The 12,908-nt window shown below is 50.9% G+C and carries 15 protein-coding genes; 12 read left to right on the forward strand and 3 right to left on the reverse strand.

Annotation, left to right across the window (positions count from 1 at the left end; translation table 11 throughout):
* Positions 1 to 181 precede the first annotated feature (181 nt).
* The 8 genes from AAFJ72_RS03190 (at position 182) to AAFJ72_RS03225 (ending at position 5,447) form a co-directional block, all read left to right on the forward strand.
* Positions 182 to 445 (forward strand): hypothetical protein, encoded by a 264-nt coding sequence (locus AAFJ72_RS03190; RefSeq protein WP_432776021.1) that lies wholly within the window; start codon positions 182 to 184, stop codon positions 443 to 445.
* A 74-nt stretch (positions 446 to 519) separates the two neighbouring features.
* Positions 520 to 780 (forward strand): hypothetical protein, encoded by a 261-nt coding sequence (locus AAFJ72_RS03195; RefSeq protein ID WP_432776022.1) that lies wholly within the window; start codon positions 520 to 522, stop codon positions 778 to 780.
* A 606-nt stretch (positions 781 to 1,386) separates the two neighbouring features.
* The gene (locus AAFJ72_RS03200) at positions 1,387 to 1,938 is read left to right on the forward strand and encodes an RNA polymerase sigma factor (RefSeq protein ID WP_432776023.1); all 552 of its coding nucleotides are present in this window, start codon (positions 1,387 to 1,389) and stop codon (positions 1,936 to 1,938) included.
* Between the two features lie 45 nt (positions 1,939 to 1,983).
* Positions 1,984 to 2,376 carry a hypothetical protein gene (locus AAFJ72_RS03205; RefSeq protein WP_432776024.1) on the forward strand — a complete coding sequence of 131 codons (393 nt, stop codon included), beginning with the start codon at positions 1,984 to 1,986 and terminating at the stop codon, positions 2,374 to 2,376.
* A 5-nt stretch (positions 2,377 to 2,381) separates the two neighbouring features.
* Positions 2,382 to 2,951: a dTMP kinase gene (locus AAFJ72_RS03210; RefSeq protein ID WP_432776025.1), complete on the forward strand. Its 570-nt coding sequence runs from the start codon at positions 2,382 to 2,384 to the stop codon at positions 2,949 to 2,951.
* A 5-nt stretch (positions 2,952 to 2,956) separates the two neighbouring features.
* Positions 2,957 to 3,523: a lytic transglycosylase domain-containing protein gene (locus AAFJ72_RS03215; RefSeq protein ID WP_432776026.1), complete on the forward strand. Its 567-nt coding sequence runs from the start codon at positions 2,957 to 2,959 to the stop codon at positions 3,521 to 3,523.
* A 22-nt stretch (positions 3,524 to 3,545) separates the two neighbouring features.
* Positions 3,546 to 4,328, forward strand: a complete 783-nt coding sequence (locus AAFJ72_RS03220) for a sigma-70 family RNA polymerase sigma factor (protein ID WP_432776027.1) — start codon at positions 3,546 to 3,548, stop codon at positions 4,326 to 4,328.
* 144 nt (positions 4,329 to 4,472) lie between these two features.
* Positions 4,473 to 5,447: an aldo/keto reductase gene (locus AAFJ72_RS03225; RefSeq protein WP_432776028.1), complete on the forward strand. Its 975-nt coding sequence runs from the start codon at positions 4,473 to 4,475 to the stop codon at positions 5,445 to 5,447.
* A 151-nt stretch (positions 5,448 to 5,598) separates the two neighbouring features.
* On the opposite strand, the gene AAFJ72_RS03230 is transcribed toward AAFJ72_RS03225, so the two are convergent.
* Positions 5,599 to 7,098, reverse strand: a complete 1,500-nt coding sequence (locus AAFJ72_RS03230) for an IMP dehydrogenase (protein ID WP_432776029.1) — start codon at positions 7,096 to 7,098, stop codon at positions 5,599 to 5,601.
* 104 nt (positions 7,099 to 7,202) lie between these two features.
* Between AAFJ72_RS03230 and AAFJ72_RS03235 the strand changes: the two genes are divergently transcribed.
* Positions 7,203 to 7,985: a GNAT family N-acetyltransferase gene (locus tag AAFJ72_RS03235; RefSeq protein WP_432776030.1), complete on the forward strand. Its 783-nt coding sequence runs from the start codon at positions 7,203 to 7,205 to the stop codon at positions 7,983 to 7,985.
* Between the two features lie 76 nt (positions 7,986 to 8,061).
* Here AAFJ72_RS03235 and AAFJ72_RS03240 read toward each other — a convergent pair whose 3' ends face one another.
* Entirely contained in the window at positions 8,062 to 9,465 is a 1,404-nt protein-coding gene (locus AAFJ72_RS03240) for a HAMP domain-containing sensor histidine kinase (protein WP_432776031.1), read from the reverse strand.
* On the reverse strand, positions 9,462 to 10,163 hold the full coding sequence (locus AAFJ72_RS03245; RefSeq protein WP_122906898.1) for a response regulator transcription factor: 702 nt from the start codon (positions 10,161 to 10,163) through the stop codon (positions 9,462 to 9,464). The genes AAFJ72_RS03240 and AAFJ72_RS03245 overlap by 4 nt, the downstream gene beginning before the upstream one ends.
* 173 nt (positions 10,164 to 10,336) lie before the next feature.
* On the opposite strand from AAFJ72_RS03245, the gene AAFJ72_RS03250 reads away from it, so the two are divergent.
* The 3 genes from AAFJ72_RS03250 (at position 10,337) to AAFJ72_RS03260 (ending at position 12,515) form a co-directional block, all read left to right on the forward strand.
* Positions 10,337 to 11,401, forward strand: coding sequence for a DUF3048 domain-containing protein (locus AAFJ72_RS03250; protein WP_432776032.1), 1,065 nt, complete (start codon positions 10,337 to 10,339; stop codon positions 11,399 to 11,401).
* Between the two features lie 119 nt (positions 11,402 to 11,520).
* The gene (locus tag AAFJ72_RS03255; protein WP_122903015.1) at positions 11,521 to 11,811 is read left to right on the forward strand and encodes a YerC/YecD family TrpR-related protein; all 291 of its coding nucleotides are present in this window, start codon (positions 11,521 to 11,523) and stop codon (positions 11,809 to 11,811) included.
* Between the two features lie 17 nt (positions 11,812 to 11,828).
* Positions 11,829 to 12,515 (forward strand): heptaprenylglyceryl phosphate synthase, encoded by a 687-nt coding sequence (locus tag AAFJ72_RS03260; RefSeq protein ID WP_432776033.1) that lies wholly within the window; start codon positions 11,829 to 11,831, stop codon positions 12,513 to 12,515.
* The last annotated feature ends 393 nt before the right edge of the window (positions 12,516 to 12,908 follow it).

Raw genomic sequence — 12,908 nt, forward strand, 5'->3', positions numbered from 1 at the left:
AAATAGCCACTCCTTCAGGGGGATTTGTTGGTCAGGTTCGCAAGCGAATCGTGAGCAACTGGACATAGAATAGACGAGTTTATGCGAAATCTAACAATGGAGTTGTCCTGTTTCATAGGGTAGGGAGATCAAAAAGATTACTATAGAAAAAGATGAACCTCATGCGCTTTCAAATAAGGAGATGAATACAGTGTCTAACGATATGGTGGAGATTCTCATCAACCGAGCGAAGGAAAAGATGGCAGCCCGGCAGTTTCAAGATCACGAGATCATCGTCGGTATTATGGCAATGGCCAAAAATTATTCACTTGGTGAGGAAACGGTAACTTATGTTCTTCAGCAAATTTTTGAGGGAGATCGAGAGAGACTGGCAAAAGCACTAGCCGTCAGTAGTCAGCTAATTGATGAAGATTTCATCCGGAAAATCATAGAGGAAGCAAACTAAGACCCGTTCATGCATGACGGGTTTTTTTATATGCTGTCTACTCTAATTAAAAAACTGTCAAGGAGGATTGCACCATGCCGGAATGGCAAAAGCTTATTTTGTATGTAGCGATTATTTCCGTGCTTGCTGAGTTTGTGTTAGGAGGGGAAATCGAGCGGGAAGAGTGGGACGAGTTAGTAGAGGCACTGAGTATGGCAGGGCTTGAGGTTGCCGATGTGTTCGAAAAGGACCAATCGGTTTTGCTGGGGCTACAGAAAGTGTGCAGGGAATTCGGAAAGATAAATATAGCAGAACAATTGCAAATGGAACGATTGGAAGAAGAGCAGCCGTTATGAGCGGCTGTTTTTCTTTTTTTTTTTCACACGCCGCTTAATGCTTTGGTAACTACCTCGTATAGATCCAACAAGTGGCGAAAGGAGGGAAGAGCCCGTGTTGTATCAGATTAGTTTCTCTCTTGATGGAGAGCAAGTACAGGTTATGAAATACACTTCCACACAAGATACACCCATCGCAGTATTGCTAGAGTTTTTTGCTCAGATGAAAATCGACCTCGCGTCTCTGAAAGGAATCGGAATTGTAAGGATAGGTGGATAGGATGACTTGTCGTGGATGCGATTATGAACCAGCGTGCCAAAAAAAGCTGGTAGTCAACGAACAACAGGTGTATGCGAAAGAACAAAATTTCGCTGCGATGCATTGTCAATGCGTCGTGCAAGATATTTGCCGTGACTGCAAGAGGTACATCACCCGGCAATGTGCTTCATGGAAGATGTTAAACGGAAAAAAGTTCGCATCTGGTAGCCTGCAAACTTGTCCGAAAAAAATCTGTTGAATCGGTTGCTATTTCCCTCCTCCGCTTACCTAGAGTGGTAGATCTGCTGTTTGTAAAAATCCTGTTTGACAAAAAACAGTGAGATAGATGCATGGGAGGGACAGAGCGTATGACAAACCGACTTCACCAAATGGACGAATTATTTTTTGCCGGAAAAGTAGACGACTTTTTGCAAAAGGCAAAAGAAAACTGCGAGGCCAAGCTAGCCGGGATGACGTTTGCCGGGATGAGCCGTGACGACGTCGTTCAGGAAGTGCTTTTGAAAGTTTACCGCACCATGAAAGATTACGACCATGAAAAAGCCAGAGTAACGACGTATGTCGATCACGTGATTACAAATAAAATCCGTGACTGCCTGCGAAAAGCGGGTGCGCAAAAAAATCTGGTCAATATTAATGCGGTTATGGCTTCCCGAGAGGAAAAAGAAGAAGAGGCGTTATTGGGCAGCATTGCTGCTCCAAGTGAAGAAGCGCGGTACGAGGAAGTGGAAATGATGATCGACCTGATGGAGTATATGCAGCTCTCCGTACGGGACAAAGAAATCATCAGAATGAGGCGCGAAGGGTATTTTCACGAGGAGATTGGACAGCGGTTCAATATCAGCAAAGAAAGAGTGTGCCAAATTATTAAGTCCATCCTGAAGCAATACGCAGAATTGTAGCGCAGCTTCGGAATGAATAAAAACGATGAAAAGGAATGGTTCGAGATGGCAGTCCTGCTAAAAAAAATGAACGAAGAATTGACAGAAGAGCTTTCCCGCCAAGTCATTGGCAAATATGTACACGTTCCAACCAACTTGCACAAGTCGCCTAACACGGAAGAAGAGGTAAATATTTGGTTCTGCGGATGTGTTGCCGGAATCGAAGAGGCAGTCATTGCTTTCGATTATGAAAATCAAGAGTTTCGCGAAGAGCCGATCACGTACACGAATTTTTTGCTGACAGACGGAATGGGCTACACGGTGAATCGGCTCAAATCGGAAATATTTGAAATTACAAAAGAAGAGTTCGAGGTAATGCTTGCAGATCATCTCGCTACGCAAGCTGCAGAACTGGAAGCGGAGAAGAAGATTCGTAAAGCGGCAGAGGAGATGGAATGATGAGAATGCCTACCATTGTAGCTTTTGAAGGCATAGATGCCAATGCCAAGGAAACCCAGGCTGAGTTGCTTGCAGAAAATCTGGGGCGACTCGGCTACAAAGTGCAGAGAATTACGTTTCCGCGACTCAATACTCCAATCGGTGCTGTCATCGGTATGTGGCTTCGCTGCGAAATCGAATTGGAAGAGAGTGCAGTGGGGAAGCTGTTCGAAGCTGATTTTCTCGACTTCCAGCGAGAACTCTCAAGAATGTCAAAAGAAAACATCGATTTTATCATCATCGATCATTATGAACTATCCAATTATTACTACTTCTATGTGAAAGACGCCCCGCTTTCCTGGCGGCTGACGATGAATGACTTGTCGAGAAGACCAGATGCTACTTTTTATTTGCGCAGCCCGATGAATGAGGGCAATGCCATGCTGCTGAAAGTTCAGGAGGCTTATCAATCTTTGGGACATGCCTCACGTCGCTCGGTATACACGCTTGACGTGGATAAAGGCACAGAGCTTTTGCAGGCCAGTATTTTGTTATTTGTCCACGATTTGCACGTGAAGAAGCGAGAAAGATGCTAACAAATTTGATCGGCGCACTGGTCGCCATGGCGTTGCCTCTCTACCCTGTATCTCCTGCCTTAGAGGAGGGAGTGACGGAAGGGAGGAAAGTGGTGGAGCTGACTTGGGAAAAGGAAGAGCAGTTTCAAAGATCAAGGGAATTTGCCAGAGTCATTGAGCACTATGTTCCGAGTTTAAGCAGGCAGACAATTGAACTTTACGCGACCACGATTTACGAGCAAGCTGTTCAATTCGATATAGATCCTGTCCTGGTTGCAGCAATCATTTGGCAGGAAAGCCGTTTCCGCTATGATGCTGTGTCTACGAAGGGTGCGAGAGGCTTAATGCAAGTCATGCCTCGTACTGCAAAAGGAATGCAAGTCAATCCAGACAAGCTTTTTGATCCCGTTGTAAACATGCGGACGGGAGTAGCGTATTTGAGCATGCTGCGAAAAAAATACGGAGATATGCGGATTAGCATCATTGCTTACAACCAAGGAGAAGGAAATGTCGATCAAAAACGATACCGGGCTGACTATTACACCCGAGTCATGCACCATTACCGAAAAATGAGCAACTTGATTAAAAAATGAGTGAAGATTGGAGGGGAGGTAATTGAGTGAGCGAATGGCAACTCGAAAAGAACAATACTCCTTGTATAACATGGACAATATTATCCGCTGCAAGGAAGATAGTGATTTTATGGGAGAAGTGATTCTTGCCAATGAGGATCTGATTTGGCACTCCGTGCATAAGTATATCGGGAAACCGGAAGCCCTCGTTAAGCAGTATTGTTTGGAGAAAGGGGATATTTTGCAACTAGGACGATTGGGCATCATCAAGGCGATGAAAGCGTTTGATGTGTCAAGAGGTGTGAAGTTTTCCTCGTTCGCTGTGATTACGATTGTAAGGGAGATCAATTGCTTTTTACGAGACACGGGGCACATCGTACGACCTACGCGAACTGCGACCAATATTCTTCAGAACATCAGCAAAATAGAAGCGGATTTGGGATACATTCCGGCAGTTGAAGAACTATCCCTATTATTAGGCGAAGATCCGCAACAGATTATAAAGGCACTGGATGTGGGAAGGCCAGTCAAATATCTGCAGGAGCCGTTGCTTACGTACTCGCCATCAGAGCAAGATTCTACGATAATGGACGTTTTGAAGGACGAAGCGAATGATGTGGAAGCGTATGTACTGGACAAGCTGTATGTTGATAGTTTGCTGGGGGAACTGAAAAGCCAACTGACAGCCAAAGAATGGCAAGTGGTTCAGCTACGCATGTCAGGCTTGAATCAAACACAAGCAGCAGATTTTTTAAAAGTATCCCAAATGAGCGTTTCCAGAACCATGAAAAAGATTCGGAATATTCTGACTAAATATGTTGCCTGACCATGACCCATTGGTTCTTCATTGAAATGGCGAACAGTAATGTGCTCTGTTTTTTTGGTCCACACATGAAATTACAAAACAAATACGAGATAATAGAAGAGTCTTTACACAAGCCATTTCAATGAAAAGAGGAGGTCTGCCATCATGAAATACTACCGTTTGGGAAAAAGCGGCCTGAAGGTTTCAGCGCTGGGCCTGGGAACCAATTCGTTTGGAGGACGCGCCGATGAAAAGACATCCGTAGAGATTATTCATACCGCAATCGACAACGGAATCACGTTCATTGATACGGCCAATATTTACACGCAAACCGAATCCGAGCGGATCATCGGGCTTGCGCTGGAGGGCAAACGGCATGAGGTGGTGTTGGCGACGAAGGCTGGTCTGGTCAAAGGGGACGGGCCAAACGAGCGAGGCTCGTCGCGCTATCATCTGATGCGCGAGCTGGAAGACAGCCTGAAACGGATGCGGACAGACTACGTGGACTTGTACCAGATCCATACCTTCGACCCGGAGACGCCGTTGGAAGAGACGTTGCGTGCCCTGGATGACATGGTGCGTTCTGGAAAAGTACGCTATATCGGGGCGTCGAACTACGCGGCGTGGGAGCTGATGAAGGCAATCGGGATCAGCGAAAAGGAAGGGCTGAACCGCTATGTCTCGACACAGGTCAGCTATTCGCTCGCGGACCGCACGCCGGAGCGCGAACTGGTGCCGATGTGTCTCGACCAGGGCGTGGGCATCATCCCGTACTTCCCGCTGGCGGGGGGCATTTTGACTGGAAAATATACGAGCGTGGACCAAGCTCCGGCAGGATCTCGCGCCGATAAAGAGCCGCGCTTCGTCCAGCGGCTGAGTGTGGGAAATGTGGCGCTCGGGCAGCGGGTAAGTGCGGTAGCAGCCGAACTGGGCGTATCTCCGAGCGTGCTGTCGCTCGCCTGGCTGATGCACAAGCCGGCTGTCTCGACTGTGATCGTGGGGGCGACCAGCGTAGACCAGCTCACGGATAACGTGCAGAGCGCTTCGCTTGTGCTCGATGCGGAGACGATGAAGAAGCTGGACCGTCTGAGCGAACCGTTCCGTCACGGAGAGCCGTTTGCGGTGTACCGTCTGTCGTAGCTTGTCTGAAACAGAAAAAGGGCCTGTCCAAGAAGACAGTTTCCCAAGCAGAAACATGGCTATATGAACGTTTCTGGCAGACAAAAGGGGCGTCTCGAAGTCAAAATACGACTTTTGAGACAGCCCCCCTTTTTCCTGCCGATATGCTGTTCTATTCGGCTGCCATGGTGCTTTCCTTGAGGATGACGTCGTGCGCCCCGCCTTCGACGAGGCTGGTAGCGGAGATGAGCGTGATGCGCGCTTTTTGCTGCAGTTCGGAGATGGACAGCGAGCCGCAGTTGCACATGGTCGACTTGATTTTGCTCAGCGTGCGGTCCAGGTTTTCGCGCAGGCTGCCCGCATATGGCACGTAGGAGTCCACGCCTTCTTCAAAGACGAGGCTGCTTTTGCCGCCTGTGTCGTAGCGCTGCCAGTTGCGGGCGCGGTTGGAGCCTTCTCCCCAATATTCTTTTACAAAGTTGTTGCCGATCTTCACTTTTTTGGTTGGGCTTTCGTCGAAGCGGGCGAAGTAGCGGCCCAGCATGACGAAGTCTGCGCCCATTGCCAGAGCGAGCGTCACATGGTAGTCGTGCACGATGCCGCCGTCGGAGCAGATCGGTACGTAAATGCCGGTTTCCTTGAAGTATTCGTCGCGGGCTGCCGCCACTTCAATGACAGCGGAAGCCTGGCCGCGACCAATCCCTTTTTGCTCGCGGGTAATGCAGATCGAGCCGCCGCCGATGCCGACTTTTACGAAATCTGCGCCTGCTTCGACGAGGTAGCGGAAGCCTTCCTTGTCGACGACGTTGCCGGCGCCGATTGGCACGTTGAAGTTTTGTTTGACATACTGAACGGTGTCGCGCTGCCATTCGGAGAAGCCGTCGGAGGAGTCGATCACGAGGACGTCGACGCCTGCTTCCACCAGGGCAGGAACGCGCTCCTGATAGTCTTTTGTATTGATGCCCGCGCCTACGATATAGCTTTTATTGGCGTCCAAAAGCGACAGCGGGTTGTTTTTGCGGGAGTCGTAGTCCTTGCGGAAAACGAGGAAGTCGAGATGTTGATTGTCGTCCACAATCGGGAGGCAGTTGAGCTTGTGCTCCCAGATGAGGTCGTTCGCTTCCGAGAGCGTGATGCCGGATTTGCCGTAGATCAGGGAGGAGAACGGCGTCATAATCTCGCTCACAGGCTTGTCCAGCGAATCGCGGCTGATGCGGTAGTCGCGTCCGGTAACGATTCCGAGCAGCTTGCCTTTGGCGGAGCCATCTTCGGTCACTGCTACGGTAGAGTGGCCTGTCTGTTCTTTCAGCTCTAAAATGTCTTTCAATGTGTGGCTTGGTGTCAGGTTGGAGCGGCTTACGACGAAACCTGCCTTGTGGGTTTTCACTTTGCGAACCATGTTCGCCTGGCTCTCGATGGATTGGGAGCCGAAAATAAAGGAAATACCGCCACATCTAGCCAATGCGACCGCCATGTGATGGTCGGAAACTGCTTGCATGACTGCGGATGAGAACGGTATGTTGAGCTTGATCGCTGGTTTTTCCCCTTTTTTAAACTTGGTAATCGGGGTGGACAAGTCCACATTGTTCGGGGTGCATTCTTTTGTGGTCAGGTTCGGAAGCAGCAAAAACTCATTAAACGTCCGAGATGGTTCTGTGTAATAAATTGCCACAAGACTCTCCTCCTGGAATGATCTTAAATTTGGGAAATTTTTATCATGTTAACCGCCAGGCGTAAGAACGTCAATAGGGAATCAGAAGAAGAGGTGTTTTCGCCTTGATTTTACCGATGAATCATGAGCAAGTCAGCGCACTTGCGCCTATTTCGTTGGAGCAATCCTACATTTTGTACGGCAATGTGACGCTGCGGGCAGAGCGAAGTTTGTTTGCGGCTGATGTGGAGGAAGGAGAGTTGCTGGCAGTTGGCTCGTATTTGCAGGGGATGCCGTTCCATGCGTTTTCCATGCAGCTTTTTTCCGCAGAAGAAGACTACGACGTGACGGAGATGCTGAACTATTTTCGTCAGCACCCTGCCCTCAATTTGGCTGTCGGTCAGAAGGGGGTGTGCGCGGTGCCGCACGACTGTCTCAGGCGGATGACGATTCCGGGGACGCTGTCGCAAAGGGAGATGCTGCTGATGAAGCTGGTCCGGTCAGAGAAGCTGCTTGCACAAGGAGACTCTCGCCTGCTCGCGGCGTCTGAGGCCGAGGTAGCTGTTGGGCTGGCGCAGCAGATTGGCATGATTAGCTTTCGCGCAGAAGAAGTGGCCGAGATGCCGCATATCGCGCTTTTTTCCGAGCAGGACAAGCCGCTGGCCATGGCAGGCTTTCACGTGTACGAAGAGGCATTTGTGGAGATCGGGAATATCGGAACGAGCGAAAAGCATCGGCAAAAAGGGCTGGGGACGCAGATTACGTCTGACATCAGCCGACTGGGCCTGAAAAAGTCGCCCAACGTCTATTTGATGGTGTTTGCCGACAATCCGCAAGCGATTCGGGTCTATGAAAAGCTCGGTTACGAGACAGTGTCCCGCTATGCTTTTGTCGAGTTTGCTTTGTAAAAGGCGCGAAAAAGAGCGATTCCGCTACAATCATTGGTTGCATTGGGCGAAATCGCTCTTTTTATTACTGGCTCTGTCAGCCTTTGAATGAGACGGGAATCGTCATGGTGAAGCAAGGTCCGTCTGCGTCATTGCGGGCGTCAATCGTGCCTTTGTGGGCTTCGAAGACGGCGCGGGCAATCGCCAGTCCAAGACCGTGCTTGCCGGATTTGCCTTTGCGGAAGCGCTGGAACAGGTTCGGCAGCAACGCCTCTTCGATGGGCGGACCGTCGTTGGAGATGCTCACGACTACGTTTTGCCCAAGCTGTCGGCCAGTGACAGTCAATCGGCTTTTGGCGTAGCGGAGCTGGTTTTCCATGATGTTGACAAAAGCAGTGCTGAGTTGCTCGCCGTCGCCTTCCACGATTAACTCGGGCGGTACGTTTACTTCCCATTCCACCTGCGGGTTTAACACGGAGAGCCGTTGCCTGAGCATATGCATCATTTCCGACAGATCGACGCGTCCTACCTGCATCATCTGGGAGACGGATTCGATTTTGGTCAAATACAGAAGCTGTCCGACGACTTTTTCCAGCCGTTTGCTCTCTTCCATGATGATCGCGAGCCCTTTTTCCGCTTGCGGTCCCTGGAAGACGCCCTCGATCAAGCCTTGCGTATAGCCTTGAATGGCCATGATCGGCGTTTTCAGCTCATGGGAAATGTTTTGCACAAAATGGCGCTGTGATTCGTCGTATTCCTTCAACTGGTTTTTCATCGTGTCAAATGAGCGGGCAAGCTGGCCGATCTCGTCGCCGCGATCCATCACGAGTGGAATGTCGAACTGGCGGCGGGCGATTTTTTTGCACAGCTCTTCCAGACTGCGCAGCGGCCTGCTCAAATATCCGCTGAACCAGACGGCGAGCAGCCAGCTTACGAGCAAAAGCAGGCTGAAAATCAGCAAAAACTGGCGGGTGAGGATCGCGTTGATCTGATTCAGCTCTTTTTCCTTGGAGAACAGCACCATGTAGTACGGAAAGCCGTGATAGTCCATGCGCTTGCTGACGAACAGGTAGTTTTCGTCGCCGCGGCTCAACGTGCCGTGTTGCAGTTGGTCGTTCGGGTGCGCGGCAGCCTTGCGGAACAACTCCCGCGCTTCCTCATACGGAATCCGCCCGCTGCTGCTGCGGCTGCCCAGCTCTCGCCCGTTTTCGGCGTAGACGATCATGTCAAACGAGTATTCGTAGCGGGAAAGCAGCAATTGCAAAAAGTAGGGGGCCGCAGCCGGAACGGGCAAAAGCTCGTTGTGTTCATTGAAGGAAATATGCTCGGACAGCGTGTAAAATTCATCCTCCAACAGCGCATACGTGTTGGAGACGAGATACTGTTTGACGGCCAGCGGATAAACGATGCCCAGTCCAATGCCCAGCACACTCGTCAACAGCATGAACAAAATGAGAATTTGCCGGGAGAGCGGCAAGTTTTTCAGTCGGAATTTGCTCATACGCGCGTCATCCGGTAGCCGAAGCCATAGACGGTTTCGAGTGGGAACTTGGGCATTTTTTTGCGGATCCGCTTCACCAGGTCATCGACGGCACGGTCGGAGCCGATGTAGTCCTCGCCCCAGATCGAGGTCAAAATTTGCTCGCGATTCAGCGCCAGTCCCTGGTTGTGCAAAAGGTAGACGATCAGCTCGAACTCTTTGGTCGTAAGCTCAATCAGCTCGTCGCCTTCTTTTACTTGCCGCCCTTTTTCCGAGATCATATAAGGACCAACTGTTACCCAGTCCTGGAAAGTCTGCGGCGCCCCGACAGCAACGCCTGGCTTTTCGTACGTGCGCTGCAACAGCTTTTGCGCGCGAATGACCAGCTCGCGAGGCAAAAACGGCTTGGCGAGATAGTCGTCGCTGCCCAACTCCAGCCCGATGATTTTATCGACATCCTGGTCGCGGGCCGAGATGAAAATAATCGGAACGTTCGATTTTTGGCGGATGAGCCGGAGCAGCTCGTAGCCGTCGATGTCTGGCATCATGATGTCCAATATCCACAAATGGGGCTGTGTATCTTCATCAAGCAGTGACAGCACCTCGGCACCGCTGGAAAATGCCTTGACCTGCAATCCGGCGCTTTCCAGGTACGATTGCAGCAATTCTAGCAGGTTGGTTTCATCGTCCACCAGATAGACAAGGTAGGGGGTGTTCATGGTTTCGCCCTCGCTTTGCATCTGTTTTCCATTATTGTAGCATAGCCAAAAACGGGATGTGTGGGAGCCGCGTAAGAGAATCGTGGAAAACGTGTGGAAGCAGGAATCCCCTCCAGTCTCACGAAAAAGAAGTAGGGGAAACACGTCACTGACAGATGGAAAGGAGCGATTTCATGAAACGACAGACGAAAACGTCACTCATGCTACTATCCTTGCTGCTGTTTGTTACAGCCTGCACCACGCAGCAGGTGGACACGCAGCCCACTCCGGCTCCAGAGCAGCCGACCGCTCCTATTGTGCAAACGCCGACGGAGACGAACCAACCGGTCCAATATCCGTATACCGCCCCGTTGACGGGACTTGGCAGTCAGGAACAACTGGACAGCAAGCGTCCGATCATGGTCATGATTAACAATGCGCCGCCTGCCCGGCCACAGACTGGACTGAACAAGGCAGACATCATCTACGAAGTGCTGGCAGAAGGGGAGATGACCCGCTTTTTGACAATTTACCAAAGCCAGCAGCCAGAGGTCATCGGGCCTGTACGCAGTATTCGCCCGTATTTCATTCAGCTAGGCATCGGCTTTGATGCTGTGCTCGTCCATGCAGGCGGCAGCCAGGAAGCGCTGGAGACGCTGGCGCGGTCCAACTACAGCCATCTGGATGAAATCCCGAACGGCCGATACTTTTGGCGGGACAAAACCCGCAAAATGCCGCACAACCTATACACGAAGCCAGAGCTGATTCAGCAGGCGATGCAGGACAAAGGCATGCGTACAACCGCTGAAGTGCCTCGCTTCACCTTCTTGCCCGCAGATGCGGAGATCAAGGAAGGCGAGCCGGCGACACAGGTGGATTTGACGTTTCACTCGTTGAACAAGGCTGCCTTTACATACGATGCCGAACAAAAGAAATACATGCGCTACACGGCTGGCAAGCCGCATGTCGACCTGAGCGACAACAGGCAGCTTTCGACGACGAATTTGCTGGTCATCTCGGCCAAACACCGCGTCCTCGACAGCGAGGGCCGCAGGCAGGTCGATGTAGTCGGTCCTGGAGACGGTTATTTGTTTCAGCAGGGCAAAGCACGAAAAATCAAGTGGAAGCGCAGCAACGGCGTCATTCGCGCCTACGAGGATGCTGCACTGACGCAGGAGGTGCCGCTTTTGCCAGGAAATACATGGGTGGAAATTCTCCCGACTACCCCGGATCTGTCGCAAACGTTGAAGTTCCAGTAGGGATTGGGTCTTGCGGATGAAGGCGGTTTCTTCTAAGATTAATGAGAAAGCTTTAGTGCTTGAAAATTGTACAGCGAGAAACCGTCCAAAAGGCGGAGATCATAATCGGGGTGACGAACATGCAACTGGAAAAACTGAAGGGGAAAGGGATTGAACAGCTTTTTGAAGCGATTCTGTCTCTGGAAACCATTGAAGAATGCTATCAATTTTTTGACGATTTGTGCACGGTAAACGAAATGCAGTCGCTGGCGCAGCGGCTGGAGGTAGCGCGCATGCTCCGCAAGGGCTTTACTTACAACCAGATCGAGGCGGAGACAGGGGCCAGCACAGCCACCATCTCCCGCGTCAAGCGCTGCCTGAACTACGGCAACGACGGTTATCAGATGGCGCTGGAGCGCATTGGAAAATAGCTAGGAGGCAGGCAACGTTGATTGACTATCGCAGTTGGCGCCATACGTTTAAGCTGGACCCGGACAAAACCATTGACGACGAGGCGCTGGAGCTTGTTTGCGAGTCCGGTACAGACGCGATTATTGTCGGCGGTACGTACGGCGTGACATTCGACAACACGCTCGACCTGATGTCCCGCATCCGCCGCTACGCCGTTCCGGCTGTGCTGGAGATTTCTTCGCTCGACGCAGTTGTCCCCGGTTTTGATGCCTATCTGATTCCGCTCGTGCTGAATGCGGGTGATCCCGACTGGATGTTTACGCCGCATGTCACCGGATTGAAAACATATGGCGCCTATATTCACTGGGACGAGATTATTACGGAAGGTTATCTCATCGCCAATCCCGCAGCAGGTGCGGCCAAGCTGACGTGCGCGCGGCCGATTGCGGACGCCGCAGAAGCGAAAGCATACGCGCAAGTCGCGACCAAAATCTGCCGTCTGCCTGTCGTTTATTTGGAGTACAGCGGCACGTACGGCGATCCTGCGATCGTCAAGGCGTGCAAGGCTGGAGCGGACGAAGCCCATGTCTTTTACGGGGGCGGCATTCGCACTCCGCAGCAAGCGGCGGAAATGGCGGCGATTGCCGACACGGTCGTTGTGGGGAACGTGATTTATGATGATTTGCAAGCAGCTTTGGCGACGGTGGCTGCCGTGAAGGGTTAACAATAGCAGACAGAAGACGAGAGCCACCAATGAGGGGAGGCTCTCTCTTTTTTGTGGGGACACGGTTTGGAAAACTGGGTTGGACCGCAGCTTCGTGTGCGAACCGGCGACGGCGACAATGAAGGGATGATGGTCGAAAAGAAACCGCCGAATTTGTATATATTCTGGCGGTTTAGGCTGCTTATTCTTATTTTTTTAAATCCTCTAGCAACTTAATGATTTTGTCGTTTTGTTTGACTATGCTCCTTAAATTAAACGCAACAGCTAGCAGAAGAGCCACTATTACAGGCATGTAGAAGACTTCCAAAATTGTCATTATCTTCACCTCGTTTATTTAGGATATCTGATATATGTGAAACGAGCAATCCATCAAAAGTATGGATTGCTCGTTTT

This window comes from Brevibacillus gelatini (assembly GCF_050920745.1).
GTDB lineage: Bacteria > Bacillota > Bacilli > Brevibacillales > Brevibacillaceae > Brevibacillus > Brevibacillus gelatini.